The sequence below is a fragment of the Pseudomonas sp. CBC3 genome (genome assembly GCF_037967085.1).
In the GTDB taxonomy this organism is placed as follows: domain Bacteria; phylum Pseudomonadota; class Gammaproteobacteria; order Pseudomonadales; family Pseudomonadaceae; genus Stutzerimonas.
In genome coordinates, this window is the sequence record NZ_JBANEO010000001.1 from 142,936 (window position 1) to 156,961 (window position 14,026).

Here is a 14,026-nt window from a genome sequence, read left to right on the forward strand (position 1 = left end):
GTTATTGGCTCAGCGGCTGAAGGCGAACGGCGGCTTCCAACTCGGCGAGCTGCGCCGTGTCGGTGATGCCAAAGCCGATCTGCCCGACCGCCTGCGCGGCGATGGCCGTGGCGTGGCGGAGCGTGCGTTCGGCGGGCCAGTTCTCCAGCAAGCCGTGAAGCATGCCGGCGAGCAGCGAGTCGCCCGCGCCAACGGTGCTGATCACCTGCACTCTTGGCGGACGGGCGTGCAAGCCAGCGCCTGGTGCAAACCAGCTCACACCCTCGGAACCCTGTGAGACGACCACGTGCTCGACGCCTTCGACCTGCAGTCGCCAGGCTTCACGGGCCAGCGCCGGCGCATCGGCGGCTTGCATTCCGCGGGCCTCGGCCAGCTCCTCTTCATTGGGTTTGATCAGCCAGGGCGCGGTCGCCAAGCCGGCGCGCAGGGCCGCGCCACTGGTATCCAACGCGACCCGCGCGCCCAGTTGCTTGAGTGCTTGCAACAGCTCGACGAACCATTCCACCTGGACACCGCGTGGCAGGCTGCCGGCAACCACAACCAGGTCATGTACAGGGGCGAGGCGCTTTAGCCTGGCGAGCAGCTCGACGCGCTCCGTCTCGGCGATCATCAGCCCAGGGCTGTTGATGTCAGTGATTTGCCCGCCGGCTTCGGCCAGTTTGATGTTGCTGCGGGTTTCACCCGCTACCCGAACAAACTCATTGGCAAACCCGCGCGCCTCGAACAATTGCTCGAACGCCTGCGGATTGTCCGCGCCGAGAAAGCCGGTCACCGTCAGCTGGTGTCCGAGATCGGCCAGCACCTGCGCCACATTGAGGCCCTTGCCGGCGGCATGCACCTGCAGGCTTTCGCTGCGATTGACCTCGCCCAGGCGCAGCGACGGCAGCTGCACAGTCAGATCGAGCGCCGGGTTGAGCGTGACGGTAAGGACGCGCGCCATCAGCAACGCTCCCCGACGAAAGCCCGCACTTCATGTGTGCCCGCCAACAGCAGGGCTTGCTGGGCCAATTGCTGGCAAGCGGCGAAATCCAGCTCCCGCACCCGCGCCTTGACCAGCGCGATGCTGCGGGCGGATACGCTCAGCTCGTCGACACCGAGGCCCACCAGCATCGGCACTGCCAGCGCATCGGCCGCCAATTCTCCGCACACCCCGACCCACTTGCCATGCGCGTGCGCGGCTTTGACCGTCATGTCGATCAGCCGCAGCACCGCCGGATGCAAGCCATCGGCCTGACCGGAAAGGGTCGGATGACCGCGGTCGATGGCCAGTGCGTACTGGGTCAAGTCATTGGTGCCGATGCTGAAAAAATCCACTTCCTGCGCCAGCACCGGGGCGATCAGCGCCGCCGAGGGAATCTCGACCATGATGCCCACCTGCAGATCGGCCACCGGCAGCTCCGCACGCAGGCGGTCGACCATGGCTTTGGCGGTGCGCCACTCATCGATGTTGCCGACCATGGGAAACATGATCCGCAACGGGCGACCCTCGGCGCAGGCTAGCAGCGCGCGCAGCTGGGTTTCGAGAATATCCGGGCGTTGCAGGCTCAGGCGAATGCCGCGCACACCGAGGAAAGGGTTTTCTTCGGCCGGCATCGGCCAGTACGGCAGCGGCTTGTCGCCACCAACGTCCAGCGTACGCACCACCAGCGGCCGCCCTTCGAGGGCTTCCAGCACGCGGCGGTACTCGGCCTCCTGGGTCGCCTGATCTGGCGCCTGGGAATGGTTCATGAACACCAGTTCGGTGCGCAGCAGGCCGATGGCTTCGGCGCCCAGTGCCACCGCCTCGGAAGTCTCGCTGGCCGCGCCGATGTTGGCGGCGATCTCTACCGGATGGCCGTCGCGGGTGATCGCCGGCTCCAGCCGTCTCTCGTTCGCCACACGCTTGCGCTCCTCGCGCTCGGCGCGCTCGCTTCTGGCTTCTGCCAGTTGCGCATCGCTTGGCGCGACCAGCAGTTCGCCGCGCTCGCCGTCGAGCAGCAGTAGCGTGTTCGGCGCCAATCCCAGCACGCCTGGCCCGGCGCCGACGATGGCCGGAATGCCCAGCGCACGGGCGATGATCGCACTGTGCGAGGTCGCGCCACCGCCAGCGGTGAGGATGCCGGCAACGCGTTGGCAGTTGAGCGTGGCAACGTCCGAGGGCGCCACTTCATCCATCACCAGAATGTAGGGCTCATCCGGCGCCTGTTCTGCCTCGATGCCCGTCAGGCAGGCCAGTACGCGGCGGCCGACGTCACGCAGATCCGCCGCGCGCTCGGCCAGCAGTTTGTCGTGCAGCGATTCCTGTTGCTGCGCGGCGTTTTCGATTTCTTCCACCCACGCGGCTTCGGCGCTCAGACCTTTTTGCAGTCGTACCTGTACGTCCTCGCGTAACGCCGGATCGCGCAGCATGGCCTGATGGGTAGTGAAGATGTCGCGAATGCTGGCGACCTGGCTTTCCTCGATCAGCACGCCAATTTCGCTGAATACGGTATCCAGCGCTGCATCCAGGCGCTGCAGCTCCACGGTTGGGGATTCGCCGTGCTTGGGGTAGTCGATCACCTGTGGCTTGCGCACCAGCACCGGGCCGATAGCGATGCCGGGCGAGGCGGCAATGGCCATCACCCGCTCGCCGTCGCGCAACGCCGCTTGTTCGACGGCCCGTTGATCAGGTTGCGCGGCCAACGACGCGCCGGCGTTTTCCATCATCTGGCCCGGCGCGGGTAAGGGTCCGACTTCCTCGCCCAGGCCCTCTTCGACGGCGCGCACCAGTGCCGGCAACGCATCGCCGGCTATCGAAGGCTCAGCAATGAATTCCAATACCTGACTACGCTGCGCGCCCATCGCCAGGAGTTTGCTGAGACTTTTTACTGACACGCCGGCACGCTCGCTACCGGCCACGCGTACACGAATATCGCCTTCGAAGGCTTGGGCGATTTCGGTCAGCACCTTGGCGGGCCGCGCATGCAGACCATGAGCATTGGCCAACGGCACCTGCACACTCGGCCAGTTGGCCGGTACCTCGCCGCCGAGCGCTTCGAGCACCACGCGGCTGGAGGTCGCCTGGCTCAGCTCCTGTCCGCGGCCTTCGATCAGCAGATTGCACAGGCGCTCGAGCATCGCCCGATGCGCCTCACCCAGACTGGCGAGCACGAACAGGCCATTGAGCGGCTGCCCCTGGCGTACCAGCGAATTGCTAGGCGTGACGAAGGCCAGCCCGGGGCGCTGCACCGACTGTTCACTGCTTAGCCACCACAAACCGTCGCCCAACGGCAGCGCCTGGTTCAGCGCCAACCCGGCATTGAAGCCGGGCTCCACGCACAGGGCGCGCTTGAGCAGCTTGACGCCCTGCCAGGCCAGTTCGTCGAAATCATCTGCGGTAGCACCGAGGGCGACCAACTGGCCGTCCAGCGCCAACTCCTGCGGCGCGCCCTGCAGCAGATCGATGATCGCCTCGGGGCTATCCACTTTTTGCAGCGCCTCGCTGAGGTCGCCTTCGCCAAGCGCTCGGGTCAACAACTGCAGCAACCGCAGATGCTCATCCGAACGCGCGGCGATGCCGATGGCCAGATACACCCGCTGGCCATTGCCCCAGTCCACGCCACCTGGAAAGTGCAGCAGGCGCACGCCGGTGGTGAAGACCTGATCGCGGGTTTCTGGCGTGCCGTGCGGGATGGCGATGCCCTGGCCAAGAAAGGTCGAGCCCTGCGCTTCGCGCGCACGGAGCCCGTCGAGATAACCGGGCGCCACCAGTCCGTCCGCCACGAGCACTTCGGCCAGCAAGGCCAGGGCGACAGGCTTGTCGGTGGCCGTCTGATGCATGTGGATATGCTGGGCATTCAACTCAAGCATGGAAAAACTCCTGTGCGGGCTCACGATTGTTTCTTTACCGGCCGGTCCGGCCAGGACGCTGACATCGCCCAAATCCTGGGCTGGCGCTTATGACCGAATAGTTGCTGAAACGTTTCAGCAAAGGCTGGCACATTACGCAATATTGGGTAACTCTAGAAGCCCAAGTTCATACCACCCGTCCTTCGTCCAGGATTCTCGAGTTGAAACTGACCGACATCGCCCGCCTCGCCAACGTCTCGGTGACCACCGCCAGCTACGTCCTCAACGGCAAGGCCGTACAGCGGCGGATAAGCCAGGCCACAGTGGATCGAGTCATGGCGGTGGCTGAGCAACAGGGCTTCCAGCTCGATCAACAGGCTGCCGGTTTGCGGCGCGGGCAGTCGCGCACCCTGGGCTTCATCGTTCCCGACCTGGAAAACCCCAGCTATGCCCGGCTGGCGAAACTGCTCGAACAGCGCGCACGCCAGCTTGGTTATCAGCTGCTGATCGCCAGCTCCGATGACGAGCCGGACGCCGAGCGCCAGGTCATCCAGGTGCTGCGCTCGCGGCGTTGCGATGCGCTGATCGTTGCCAGCTGTCTGCCGGCTGATGACGCCAGCTATCGCAAGATTCAGGCGGGCGGCACGCCGGTGATCGCCCTCGATCGAGCGCTGGATGCCGAGCACTTCTGCTCCGTGGTCAGCGACGACCGTGAGGCCGCGGCGCAGCTGACCCGCTCGCTAAACATCCCAGCCGATGCGCATATCGCGCTGATCAGCGCACGGCCCGGATTGCGCATCAGCCAGCAGCGCGAGCAAGGCTTTCACCAGGCACTGGAAAGCCACTCGGGTCAGATCAGCGTGAGGCAGGCCGAGCAGTTCAGCCGCGCCTGCGGCCGCGAGCAGATGCTGGCGCTGCTCGACCACGGCGAGATGCCCGACGCGCTGATCACCACCGCCTATGTTCTGCTCGAAGGTGTCTTCGATGCACTGAGCGAACGCGGTCTGCTATGGCCTGCGCAGCTGCGGCTGGCAACCTTCGGTGACGCGCAGCTGCTGGATTTCCTGCCGATACCGGTCAACACGATATCCCAGCAACATGAGCAGATCGCCGAACTGGCGCTGGATCAGGCGATTCGCGCCATCGAGCAGAACGACTATCGCCCCGGCGTGCTCGCCGTGGAGCGCGTGCTGCGAGTACGGCGCAGCGCGATAACTGCATAGCCCTTGCGGGGAGCGTCGCACTGGCCGAAGCTAGCGGCCTTCCAACGAGCCGCCCTCTGATGAACATCGAACAGATCACCCAACGTCTGCACGCGATCCGCGATCGCAACGACTGGCAACGCTTTCATAGCCCGAAAAACCTGGCCATGGCCGCCAGCGTGGAAATGTCCGAGCTGGTTGAAATCTTCCAGTGGCTGACCGAGGACGAGTCGCGCCAGCTGCCGGCCGACAAGCTCGAACATGTCGGCCAGGAAGTCGGCGACATCCTTATGTACCTGCTGCTGATGTGCAGCGAGCTGGGCATCGACATGGAGCAGGCGCTGCTGGCCAAGCTGGCCGACAACGAGCGGCGGTTCGCCCAATGAGCGACCGCCATTTCGACGAGCTGGCGACGCGCTTCGCCGAGAAGATCTACGGCGGCGCCAAGGGTGCGATCCGCCTCGCAGTGCTGCAGGCGGACCTCGCCGAAGTGCTGCCGCAACGCCCGCTGCGCGTGCTCGATATTGGCGCTGGCCTCGGCCATATGAGCCTCTGGCTCGCGCAGCAAGGCCATCAGGTGACCCTAGCCGAGCCTGCCGAACCGATGCTCGAAGGTGCTCGCGAGCGTTTTGCCGAAGCGGGCCAGAACGCCACCTTTATTCAGGCACCCTGGCAGGACGTAGAAAACCATGTCGAGGGCCGTTTCGATCTGGTTATCTGCCACGCGGTGCTGGAATGGCTGGCCGAACCGCAGGCGATCCTGCCGGTGCTGCATCGCCTGACCGCCGCCGATGGCTGGCTGTCGCTGGCCTTCTACAACCGCGACGCGCTGATCTACCGCAACTTGCTCAAAGGTCATTTCAAAAAGCTGCGCAGCCAGAGCTTTGCCGGCGAGCGCCAGAGCCTGACGCCACAGCAGCCGCTCGACCCGCGTGAGCTGGCCGCGCAACTCGCACCGCACTGGCAGGTCGAATCAACCAGTGGCGTGCGTGTATTCCATGATTACATGCCCGCCGATTTCCAGGCCCGCACCGAGCCTGCCGACCTGATCGAGATGGAACTGGCGTACCGCCGCCACCCTACTTTCGCAGGCCTCGGGCGTTACCTGCACTGGTTGTGTCGGCCCCGCTGAATGCCGGCTGGGAGGTACCAATGTCGATCCGCACTGCTTTGCCACTGCTCTGTCCCCTGCTCGGCCTAAGTCTTGCGGCCTGCCAGAGCAGCAATCCCTACACCAGCGAATCCGCTCCGATTCCCCCGGCGCCGCCCGTCGAGCAGATCCAGTCGCCGATCTATCCGGCCGCGCCGCGAGACTTTTCCAGCTACCAGAGCTGGAGCTGGCGCACCCCACCGGCCGGCACGGCCTCGCTTGCCGGCGAAGAGTTACAGGAGATGGTGGCTGGTGCCCTGGATCAGCGCGGCCTACGCCCGGCGCCGAACAACAGCCAGGGCGATGTGCAGATCAACGCCAGCGCCCAGATGGAAACGCGGGTGCGACAAACCTACGATGATTACGGCCCCCGCGTCGGTGTGGGTCGCTATGGTGGCGGCTATGGATACGGCAGCGGCTACAGCATCGGAACGAGCGCGCCCATCGTGCGCAACTATGAAGAAGAGGTGGTATCGGTGCGCATCGAGATGTTCGACGCGAGCTCCGGCCAATCCGTCTGGAGCAACCGTGCCGAAGCCCGTAGCGGCGGCGATCAGGGCGAGCGCAAGGATGCGGCACGTGACGCCGTAAACCGCGCGCTTGCCGACTACCCGCCGCGCTGAGTTTGCGCCGGTCCCTATTGCGAGGAGAACCGAGATGATCCGTTCATTACTGATGCTTCCCCTGCTCCTGCTGTTGGCGGCCTGCCAGAGCACCCAGGTACAGCGCGATTTCGATCCACAGCGCGACTTTTCCGCCTACCGGACATGGAGCTGGCAGGAACCGGCGCTGCAGTACCGCCCGGATGATCCGCGCATCAAGAGCGACCTCACCGAACAGCGCATTCGCAGCGCGGTCAGCGAGCAGCTCGACCAACGTGGCCTGCGCCAGGCCCAGGGCGCCAACTCCGCAGATGTGCTGATCCAGGCCTGGTTCATCGTCGACGAGCGCTCCCAGCAATACACCTCCGCATCGATGGGCGCCTGGGGTAGCCCCTGGCACGGCTTTTGGGGTGGTCCGATGTACACCGATACCCGCACCATTCATTACCAGGTCGGCACGCTGCAGATCGATTTTTACGACGCCGATGACGGCAAGCTGATCTGGCGCGGCAGCGCCGAGCAAGTTCTGCGCGATAATCCCGGCAGCCCGCAGGAACGCGCCGGGATGTTTCGCGAGACAATCACGAAAGTCCTGTCCCAATACCCGCCGCACTGAGTGCCTGATGCCACAGCCCTCGCCGATCGCGGCGGGGCTGAACTCGTTTTGTCTATTAATGGAGAGGTTCGAATGCCGGTCGTTGCCTGGTGGCTTTTTGTTTTGCCGTTTATCGCCGGGGCATTCTTGCCGCTGCAGGCAGGCATCAACGGACAAGTCGCCAAACACCTGAACAGCGTCATGGGCGCGGCGCTGCTGTCTTTTGCAATCGGCACCGTAGCGCTGATCTGCGTCGTTCTGATCCAGCGAGACGTGCCTTCGCTTCAAGCGCTGAAAAGCCTCAACTGGTGGCATTGGACCACCGGCTTGATGGGCTGCGTATTGATCGCCACGGCGGCTTTCGCCGGCCCGCGCATCGGCGCGCTGCTGCTCATGGCGCTGATACTGGCCGGGCAGCTGAGCATGGCGCTGCTGCTCGATCACTTCGGTTGGGCGGGATTCCGGCAATCCTCGATCAGCATCGGGAAGATTGCCGGCCTGCTGTTGATCGTCGCTGGCGTCTGGATGATCCGCCGCGGCTGACGCGACGGACCGCCACTACTGGCGCTCGAAGGCGTAGAACAGGTTGGGTTCGCTGACGAGATACAGCTCGCCCTTGTTATCGAAGGTCATGCCCTCGGCCTGGGGCACGCTGTCTTTCAGCCCGGCAAAACCACTCCACAACGAGCGATAGCTGACCAGCTCACCGTCGCTGTCGAGCTCCAGCATCATCTTCGCTTCGTCGCTGAGCAGCACCAGATGCCCGGTGCGCTCGTCGAAGTGCACCGAGGACAGGTCGCTGGCCATGTCCTTGTCTGCTATCCATTCCTTGCGGTCGATGATGCTCAGGTTCAACTGACCGTGCAGGCTGCTCTTGATGCCCTGGATTTCGTAGAGCTTGCGCGGCGAATGCTCCTTGACCACGAACAGCCGGTCACCGGCGCGATCATAGCCAAGCCCTTCGAAACCGGTATTGTCGCCCGAGCCCAGCCCCAACGAGATCGACGCATAGTCCGCGCGCTGCAGCGCGCCGGGGCGCTCGGGCACCGGCAGGATCACCAGCGTCTGGCTGCGCTCTTCGGCAACCGCCAGCAGATTGTCGCCCAGGTAGGTGATGCCCTCGACGTCGATGAAACCCTTCAACGGATAGCGCGCAAGGAAGTTGCCATCGCGGTCCAGCGCGACCAGTTCCTCGGGGTTGTTGACCACCGCCCAGAGGTGATTGCGGCGCTCATCGAAGGTCAGTCCGGAGAGGTTGTCGTCGACCGAGGCTACTGGCAGCGCATCGACACGCACCTTGTATTCAGGCAACCACAGGCTACGCGCTTCCCAGCTGTTCTCGTGCCAGGCCGACTTCAAGCCGTAGTAGAGCCGCTCATCCAGGTGAAAGGCCGTGGCGCAATAGAGCGAAGCGGCTGCCAGCATGCCTAGCGCCCAGACCCGAGGGCGCGCGCCCGGCAGCCACTGCGGTCGTACATTGGTAATGATCGGCATGTGATTTCTCGTCGGAGCAACGGCGAACAGCCTGCTCGGGAAAGATTGCAATTACGTGACACGCGCTAACAGGCAGCGGATCAACCCGGTACTGACCCATCAGCGAGCGGTGGGTTCAATCAACCGCTGGGAACTGCCAGGCGGATTGATAGCCCAATGCCCCATGGAACGGCTGCGCTTGCAGCCGTAGATCGTACGGCAGGAGAGCAGCATGCGGGTGGAAAGCTTTTTCGAATGGTTGGGACAGGCACTCGGCACGGTGATTCGCTACATCGTCGATGCACTCAGCGGGATCTTCTACCTGTTCGCCGAGGCCGGGGCCAACTTCCTCGAGGGGCTTTCGAGAACGCTGGGCATGGACCGCTCGATAATCAGCCTGATTGCGCTGGCCATCGGCCTGTTGCTACTCGTTGGGGCATTCCGAGCCTTCTTCCGACGCTCGTTCATCGCCGGTGTGATTTACCTGTTTCTGGGCCTCTGGTTGTTGAGCTGGCTGATTCATTGATGGAGTAGACGCTGGAAGCTGGGGGACAAAAAAAACAGGGCGCTGCTTTCATCGTCAAGCTTCTAGCGTGCCTTTCGACCCTTGATCTTTTCGCCGGCAGCCCGCTCGCTGGCCGCCTTCGTCGTGCCGACGTATCATTTCGGGCTGTTCTGGAGCCCTTCATGTTGTTGACCGCCTGGCAGCACGCGCCCACCCATAAACGCGTATGGGCGCTGGCTGCACCGATGATTCTGTCCAATATTTCCGTGCCACTGGTGGCGCTGGTCGACAGCGCCGTGATCGGCCATCTGCCCCACGCGCATCAGCTTGCTTCGGTGGCGGTGGGCGGCAGCCTGTACACCCTGCTGGTGTGGGTGATGGGCTTTCTTCGCATGGGCACCACCGGCTTCGCCGCGCAGGCCGCCGGGCGCCAAGACGGCGGGTCGCTGCGCCAGATCCTCCTACAGGGCTTGTTGCTGGCGCTGGGCTTCGCGCTGCTATTGAGCGTGGTCGCCTTGCCGCTCAAAGGCTTCGCCCTGCAACTGATGCAACCCTCGGCCGAGCTCGACGCGCTCACCCAGCAGTATTTCTACACGCGGCTGTTCGGCTTGCCCGCCGCACTGGCGAGCCTGGCACTGATCGGCTGGTTCCTCGGCGCGCAGAATGCCCGCGCGCCCTTGGCGATCCTGCTGACCACCAACCTCGTCAACGTCGCGCTGGACCTCTGGTTCGTCCTCGGCCTCGGCTGGGGCGTGGCCGGCGCGGCACGCGCCTCGGTGATCGCTGAATGGTGCGGCGTGCTGGTCGGTCTGGCGCTGACGCGCGGCGCCTTGCTGCGCCATCCGGGACAGCTGGACGGCAGCATCCTGCGCCGTTGGGCCAGCTGGCGGCCACTGATGTCGGTCAACCGCGACATCTTCGTGCGCTCGCTGGCGCTTCAGCTCGTATTCTTTCTGGTCACCGTGCAAGGGACGCGGCTGGGCGATGCCACGGTGGCGGCCAATGCGCTGCTGCTCAACGGTTTGATGCTGACCGCTCATGCGCTGGACGGTCTGGCGCACGCGGTCGAAGCGCTCAGCGGCCACGCTATCGGCGCCCAGGATCGCACCGAGCTGCGCCGTATCCTGACCGTGGCCGGGGGATGGTCGCTGCTCGCCAGCCTCGTCTTCGGCCTATTCTTCCTATTCGGCGGCGAGCTGTTCATCGGCTTCCAGACCGACATCCCCGCCGTCCGCGAAACGGCGCTCGCCTACCTGCCTTACCTCGCCGCGCTGCCGCTGGTGGCCGTCTGGAGTTATCTGCTGGATGGCCTGTTCATCGGCGCGACCCGCGCGCGGGAAATGCGCAATGCGATGCTGTTCGCCGTGGCGATTTCATTACCATTGGGCTTGCTGTTGCGCGGCATGGGCAATCATGGATTGTGGTTGGCCTTTCTCGCCTTCATGCTGGTGCGTGGCATTTGCCTGGGCAGCATCGCCCGACGCCTGCAACGTCAACAACAATGGTTCACCTCGATCCACATGGCGCCTGCTGCACCCGAAACCCCCACAGCAAACACAACCAAAGGACGCTGAAAATGGCCTACGCCGTCGCCGCTTACCTGCACTTCGTGGCGATCTTCCTGCTGTTTGCCCTGCTGGTACTCGAACACCAGCTGCTTCGCCTGCCGCTGAACTTCAAGCGCGCGCGCAGCCTGTTCCGCGTCGACTTGGCGTTCGGCATCGTCGCCGGCGTGGTACTGATCACCGGCGCCGCGCGTGCCATGCATTACGGCAAGGGCCTGGATTACTACCTCAACAACAGCTTCTTTCACGCCAAGATCGGGCTGTTCGTGGTGGTCGCGCTGTTGTCGATCTACCCCACCGTGACCTTTCTCAAGTGGCGCCCCGCGCTGAAGGCCGGACAGATCCCATCGATCAGCCCAACCAAAGCACGCTGGGTCAAGCTGGTCATCCGCATCGAATTGCTCGCCCTGTTGCTCATTCCGCTGCTGGCGTCGCTGATGGCGAGGGGCTTCGGGGTCAAACCGATCTGATCGGCCGCCTCTGCGAAACGTTTGCGTGACGCTTCAGCGCTAACAAGCGGCATGAACACTGAAATGTGTATCCTGCCGGCTGATGGTTCAGGTCGACCTAAAGAAAAATGAGCCGTACATGATCGAAGGGCATCCACAACAGCCGAAGCGCCGCGCCGAAATCCTGGTGGCGAGGTTGTCTCAGTACATCCGCGACGGGGTCCTGAAACGCGGCGAAAAACTTCCGCCGGAAGTCGAAATCGCCAGCAATGAAGGGTTCAGCCGCAGCGTCGTTCGTGAGGCCATCCTGCGGCTGCAGGCAGCGGGCCTTGTGGAAACGCGCCGCAGCGTAGGCACCTTCATCATCGACATGCCGCCACCCCAGGAACTGCGCCTCGGCCCGGAGAGCATCACCACGCTGGAAGAAGTGCTGCATCTGCTCGAGCTACGCATCAGCCTCGAAGTCGACACAGCCGCCATGGCCGCGCGCAATCGCACCGATGGCGAACTGGCGGACATCCAGCAAGCGCTGCAGGCGATGAAGGAGCCGGACCCCAGGAAACCCGGCATCGCCATTCACGCGGACTTCCAATTCCACCTGCGCATCGCCAGGGCGTCCGGCAACCGCTACATGTTCGACATCATGAAGCACCTGGGTACCAAACTGATCCCGCGCACGCAGATGAACTCCGCCTATGTCTCGAACGAAGACCGCCTGACCTATCTCGAGCAGGTCCACCACGAGCATGACAGCATCTTCGGCGCGATTGCCATGCAAAGCCCTGAATCGGCCCGCGCAGCCATGTATCTGCATCTGAACAACAGCCGCGAGCGGTTGCGTCGGGCGCATATGGCGAAGCTATCGCCCTACCACGCCGAGTAAACGCACCGATCGCTAATCTGGCCGCGCGCCCTCGTCGTTTCCCGCCAATCGGCGCAGCGCCAGCCCAGCCGCGCCCACCGTCAGGGCAATCGCGGCGTGCAACCAAAGCCCTTGCGAGTCTTCCGCCAGCCATAACAAGGGCAGCAGCAAAATGCACAACCCGAACAACAACGCGCCGAGTTGCCGGGCCTGCAAGGGATCAGCATGTGCCATCTCGGCTGGCTGCAGCGATAGACACATGTTGCTGAACATCGCCCGCAACTGCCGCATTCGTCCAGGATTGCGTCGGGGCCGATAGAACACGCGGGTGCAAAAGAAGTAACCGCTGGTGAGGGTCAGATGCGCCAGCACGGTCGCGGCGAACTTGAGATCGCCCGCCTCGCGCGGACTAAGCACCTCGCCACCTAGCCATTCCGGCAGCGTCACCGGGTTGAAACCCAGATACATGCTCGCCGATATCAGGCCGCCCACCGCCACCGTGCTCCAGCCGGCCCAGTCCGGCGTGCGGCGTACCAGCACCGCAAGCATCGCGGGAATGGACATCGGCAGCAGCAGCATCGAGCTGATCATTAGGACGAGGTCGAAAAAATCAAACTCGGTCTGCTGCGCCATCCACAATGCCACCAGGGTCGCCAGGAAACCATTTAGCAGCGTGAACAGGCGCCCGACCTTCATCAGCTGCGGCTCGGTGTGACCGGGACGCTGGTACACGTTGCGTATGAAGATGCCGGCGTTGCGATTGAGCGCGGCACTCATCGGCGCAATCGTCGCGGCCAGCATCGCGGCAAGCGTCAACCCGAGGGTTCCCGCCGGCATCGCCCGCTCCACGAAGTAAAGATAAGCCGCGTTGGTGGCCTGTTCGCCAAGCTGAGGATATTGGACGGCCAGATCCACATGCCAAGCCGCGGCGACCCAGGGCGGGATGAACCACAACACCGGGCCGATGACGAACAGCACCCCGGCCAGCAGCGCCGCTCTTTGCGCCTCGCATTCATTACGCGTGACGAGGAAGCGATAACAGGTGATGGCGTTGTTGGTCGAGACGGTCTGCTGCATGAGAATCACCGCCATCCATAACCCAAGGATGCCGACCATACTCATGTCCCGGCCCAGCCAGAAATCCACCGGAAAGTCGCTGATCATTTCGACCGGGCCTCCACTGGCGTAGAGCGCATAGCTGCCGGTAACCAGCGTGATGGCCAGTATCAGCACCAACTGGAGCACGTTCGTGGCACTGACTGTCCAGGCCCCGCCGCTGGCCGCGATGAAGGTGATCACCACGCCCGTACCCAGCAGGACCGGCACCATGTCGAAACCGGTCATGGCGGAGATGATGTAGGCCAGACCATTGAGCCAGATTGCCGCGGTCAAGGTGGAGAGTGGCAACTGCAGCCAGGTGAACAGGCGCTCCGTCGGCCTGCCGAAGCGCTGCGCAATGACCTGCATCGAGGTTTCGACCCGCAGCTTGCGATAACGCGCAGCGAAGAATCGACTCGCGATGAAGAAACCAAGGGCATTGCCCCAGAACAGCATCAACACCGCGAAGCCGTCGGTGTAAGCCTTGCCGGCGGCTCCGGTAAAGGTCCAGGCGCTGAACTGGGTCATGAATGCCGTGGCGCCGGCCATCCACCACGGCATGGAGCCTCCGCCGTTGATGAACTGACTGCTGTCGCTGGCCATGCGACGAAACCACTGGGCCGCGCCGATGATGAACAGCACATATACCGCCAGTACCGCCTGGTCCAATGAAGTCATCGCCAGCTCTTCGCCACGTCACAACGAATAAAAAAACCAA

General features: G+C 63.7%; 14 protein-coding genes. 10 read left to right on the forward strand and 4 right to left on the reverse strand.

The window, feature by feature from the left end; genetic code table 11:
- Position 1: 1 nt before the first annotated feature.
- Both pfkB and ptsP read right to left on the reverse strand, forming a co-directional pair.
- On the reverse strand, positions 2-940 hold the full coding sequence (gene pfkB, locus V6943_RS00695) for a 1-phosphofructokinase (RefSeq protein WP_340552306.1): 939 nt from the start codon (positions 938-940) through the stop codon (positions 2-4).
- Complete coding sequence (gene ptsP, locus V6943_RS00700) at positions 940-3,828, reverse strand: phosphoenolpyruvate--protein phosphotransferase (RefSeq protein WP_340552307.1); 2,889 nt, start codon at positions 3,826-3,828, stop codon at positions 940-942. Before ptsP ends, pfkB begins: the two co-directional genes overlap by 1 nt.
- A 200-nt stretch (positions 3,829-4,028) precedes the next feature.
- On the opposite strand from ptsP, the gene cra reads away from it, so the two are divergent.
- From cra to V6943_RS00730, 6 genes are all read left to right on the forward strand, one after another.
- Complete coding sequence (cra, locus tag V6943_RS00705; protein ID WP_340552308.1) at positions 4,029-5,030, forward strand: catabolite repressor/activator; 1,002 nt, start codon at positions 4,029-4,031, stop codon at positions 5,028-5,030.
- A 59-nt stretch (positions 5,031-5,089) separates the two neighbouring features.
- Positions 5,090-5,395: a nucleotide pyrophosphohydrolase gene (locus tag V6943_RS00710; RefSeq protein ID WP_340552309.1), complete on the forward strand. Its 306-nt coding sequence runs from the start codon at positions 5,090-5,092 to the stop codon at positions 5,393-5,395.
- Positions 5,392-6,141 carry a methyltransferase domain-containing protein gene (locus V6943_RS00715; RefSeq protein ID WP_340552310.1) on the forward strand — a complete coding sequence of 250 codons (750 nt, stop codon included), beginning with the start codon at positions 5,392-5,394 and terminating at the stop codon, positions 6,139-6,141. Before V6943_RS00710 ends, V6943_RS00715 begins: the two co-directional genes overlap by 4 nt.
- A gap of 20 nt (positions 6,142-6,161) precedes the next feature.
- Positions 6,162-6,782, forward strand: a complete 621-nt coding sequence (locus V6943_RS00720; protein ID WP_131649859.1) for a DUF4136 domain-containing protein — start codon at positions 6,162-6,164, stop codon at positions 6,780-6,782.
- Between the two features lie 34 nt (positions 6,783-6,816).
- Positions 6,817-7,377 (forward strand): DUF4136 domain-containing protein, encoded by a 561-nt coding sequence (locus V6943_RS00725; protein WP_340552311.1) that lies wholly within the window; start codon positions 6,817-6,819, stop codon positions 7,375-7,377.
- Between the two features lie 72 nt (positions 7,378-7,449).
- Positions 7,450-7,899 carry a DMT family transporter gene (locus V6943_RS00730; RefSeq protein WP_131649857.1) on the forward strand — a complete coding sequence of 150 codons (450 nt, stop codon included), beginning with the start codon at positions 7,450-7,452 and terminating at the stop codon, positions 7,897-7,899.
- Between the two features lie 15 nt (positions 7,900-7,914).
- Here the strand turns inward: V6943_RS00730 and V6943_RS00735 are convergent, their stop codons facing one another.
- A complete protein-coding gene (locus tag V6943_RS00735; protein WP_340552312.1) occupies positions 7,915-8,850 on the reverse strand; it encodes an SdiA-regulated domain-containing protein in 936 nt (311 codons plus the stop codon).
- Positions 8,851-9,061: 211 nt separating this feature from the next.
- On the opposite strand from V6943_RS00735, the gene V6943_RS00740 reads away from it, so the two are divergent.
- From V6943_RS00740 to V6943_RS00755, 4 genes are all read left to right on the forward strand, one after another.
- Entirely contained in the window at positions 9,062-9,355 is a 294-nt protein-coding gene (locus V6943_RS00740) for a hypothetical protein (RefSeq protein ID WP_131649855.1), read from the forward strand.
- Between the two features lie 161 nt (positions 9,356-9,516).
- Positions 9,517-10,908 carry an MATE family efflux transporter gene (locus tag V6943_RS00745; protein ID WP_340552313.1) on the forward strand — a complete coding sequence of 464 codons (1,392 nt, stop codon included), beginning with the start codon at positions 9,517-9,519 and terminating at the stop codon, positions 10,906-10,908.
- Positions 10,909-10,910: 2 nt separating this feature from the next.
- Positions 10,911-11,369 (forward strand): DUF2214 family protein, encoded by a 459-nt coding sequence (locus V6943_RS00750; protein WP_340552314.1) that lies wholly within the window; start codon positions 10,911-10,913, stop codon positions 11,367-11,369.
- A gap of 118 nt (positions 11,370-11,487) precedes the next feature.
- On the forward strand, positions 11,488-12,231 hold the full coding sequence (locus tag V6943_RS00755; RefSeq protein ID WP_340552315.1) for a FadR/GntR family transcriptional regulator: 744 nt from the start codon (positions 11,488-11,490) through the stop codon (positions 12,229-12,231).
- 12 nt (positions 12,232-12,243) lie between these two features.
- Here V6943_RS00755 and V6943_RS00760 read toward each other — a convergent pair whose 3' ends face one another.
- Entirely contained in the window at positions 12,244-13,986 is a 1,743-nt protein-coding gene (locus V6943_RS00760; protein ID WP_340552316.1) for a sodium:solute symporter family transporter, read from the reverse strand.
- Positions 13,987-14,026 lie beyond the last annotated feature (40 nt).

Excerpts from the sequence above, each read along its gene's own strand:
- pfkB (WP_340552306.1), bottom strand. The coding sequence starts at position 940 with ATGGCGCGCGTCCTTACCGTCACGCTCAACCCGGCGCTCGATCTGACT.
- ptsP (WP_340552307.1), bottom strand. The coding sequence starts at position 3,828 with ATGCTTGAGTTGAATGCCCAGCATATCCACATGCATCAGACGGCCACC.
- V6943_RS00710 (WP_340552309.1), top strand. The coding sequence starts at position 5,090 with ATGAACATCGAACAGATCACCCAACGTCTGCACGCGATCCGCGATCGC.
- V6943_RS00715 (WP_340552310.1), top strand. The coding sequence starts at position 5,392 with ATGAGCGACCGCCATTTCGACGAGCTGGCGACGCGCTTCGCCGAGAAG.
- V6943_RS00720 (WP_131649859.1), top strand. The coding sequence starts at position 6,162 with ATGTCGATCCGCACTGCTTTGCCACTGCTCTGTCCCCTGCTCGGCCTA.
- V6943_RS00725 (WP_340552311.1), top strand. The coding sequence starts at position 6,817 with ATGATCCGTTCATTACTGATGCTTCCCCTGCTCCTGCTGTTGGCGGCC.
- V6943_RS00730 (WP_131649857.1), top strand. The coding sequence starts at position 7,450 with ATGCCGGTCGTTGCCTGGTGGCTTTTTGTTTTGCCGTTTATCGCCGGG.
- V6943_RS00735 (WP_340552312.1), bottom strand. The coding sequence starts at position 8,850 with ATGCCGATCATTACCAATGTACGACCGCAGTGGCTGCCGGGCGCGCGC.
- V6943_RS00740 (WP_131649855.1), top strand. The coding sequence starts at position 9,062 with ATGCGGGTGGAAAGCTTTTTCGAATGGTTGGGACAGGCACTCGGCACG.
- V6943_RS00745 (WP_340552313.1), top strand. The coding sequence starts at position 9,517 with ATGTTGTTGACCGCCTGGCAGCACGCGCCCACCCATAAACGCGTATGG.
- V6943_RS00750 (WP_340552314.1), top strand. The coding sequence starts at position 10,911 with ATGGCCTACGCCGTCGCCGCTTACCTGCACTTCGTGGCGATCTTCCTG.
- V6943_RS00755 (WP_340552315.1), top strand. The coding sequence starts at position 11,488 with ATGATCGAAGGGCATCCACAACAGCCGAAGCGCCGCGCCGAAATCCTG.
- V6943_RS00760 (WP_340552316.1), bottom strand. The coding sequence starts at position 13,986 with ATGACTTCATTGGACCAGGCGGTACTGGCGGTATATGTGCTGTTCATC.